This window comes from Stenotrophomonas sp. HMSC10F06, from assembly GCF_001807865.1.
Classification (GTDB): domain Bacteria; phylum Pseudomonadota; class Gammaproteobacteria; order Xanthomonadales; family Xanthomonadaceae; genus Stenotrophomonas; species Stenotrophomonas bentonitica_A.
The window spans coordinates 1-1,219 of record NZ_KV791280.1 but is presented as its reverse complement, the minus strand read 5'-3'; the positions used below and the strand labels follow the sequence as shown (position 1 = coordinate 1,219).

Below are 1,219 nucleotides of genomic sequence, written 5' to 3'. Positions count from 1 at the left end.
GGTAATCCCCCCGCTTTTAACCGTCAGCAAAGGTGGAATTAGGCGACCATCGCCAGTTGGCTAGACATCTGTCTGTTGAGAGCCTGCATCGGCGTGATGCCGCCGAGCGCCATATTCGGGCGCTCGTGGTTGTAAGTCCATAGCCATCGGGTGGCAATCTCCTGGACCTGCTCGATGTCGTTGAACAGGTTGCTGGCCAGCCAGGCGTAACGCACGGTGCGGTTGTAGCGCTCGATGTAGGCATTCTGCTGCGGATGACCCGGCTGGATGTAGAGCAGCTTGATTCCCTGGCGCTCAGCCCACGCCTGCAGTGCGCCGCTGATGTATTCCGGGCCGTTGTCGCAACGTATCGCCAGCGGCTTTCCCCGCCACTGGATGAGCTGGTCCAGGCTGCGGATCACCCGTGCCGCCGGCAGGGAAATATCGACCTCCATCGCCAGGCCCTCACGGTTGAAGTCATCCAGCACATTCAGGAGCCGGAAGCTACGACCGTCGGCCAGCTGGTCGTGCATGAAGTCCATCGACCACGTCTGGTTGGCTGCCTCCGGCACGGCCAACGGCTGTGGCGCCTCACGAATGATGCGCTTGCGCGGCTTGATCCGAAGGTTCAACTCCAGCTCCCGATAGATGCGATATACGCGCTTGTGATTCCAGGCAAAGCCCTTGACGTTGCGCAGGTGCAGGAAGCACAGCCCGAAGCCCCAGTCCCGGTAGGCGCCGGTCAGCCTGACCAGCCAATCGGCGATGATCGCGTTTTCCCCGCTGGCCTTGGCCTGGTAGCGATAGCAGGTCTGGCTCACATCGAACGTCCTGCATGCATGGGCAATGCTTGTGCTGCCGTCCTTGACTGCTGTCAGGGCCATCTCGCGACGCTGAGATGGCCTCACCATTTTTTTACAGCGCTTCCTTCAGCAGGTCAGCACTCAGCTGGGCATCGGCGTACATCTTCTTCAGCCGCCGGTTTTCATCCTGCAGCTCCTTGAGCTGGGACATCATCGACGCATCCATGCCGCCGAATTTGCTGCGCCACTTGTAGAACGTCGCTGAGCTGATGCCGTGCTGACGGCAGAGCTCGGGGACAGGGGTGCCGACCTCGGCCTGCTTGAGCACGGCGATGATCTGGCTGTCGGTGAATCGTGACTTCTTCATGGGATCTCCTCGGGGTTAGATTACGAGAAAATTCCACTTATGGCTGCGGCTAACCTGCGGGGGGATTACC

General features: G+C 60.3%; 1 protein-coding gene. It reads right to left on the bottom strand.

The annotated features are described in order from the left end of the window. Positions 1-38: 38 nt before the first annotated feature. Positions 39-1,149 (bottom strand): IS3 family transposase gene (locus HMPREF3113_RS10135; protein WP_139146341.1). Its coding sequence is split into 2 segments (ribosomal slippage): positions 39-897 and positions 896-1,149, totalling 1,113 coding nucleotides; the frame shifts between segments, so codons are not numbered across the junction. Positions 1,150-1,219: the final 70 nt, after the last annotated feature.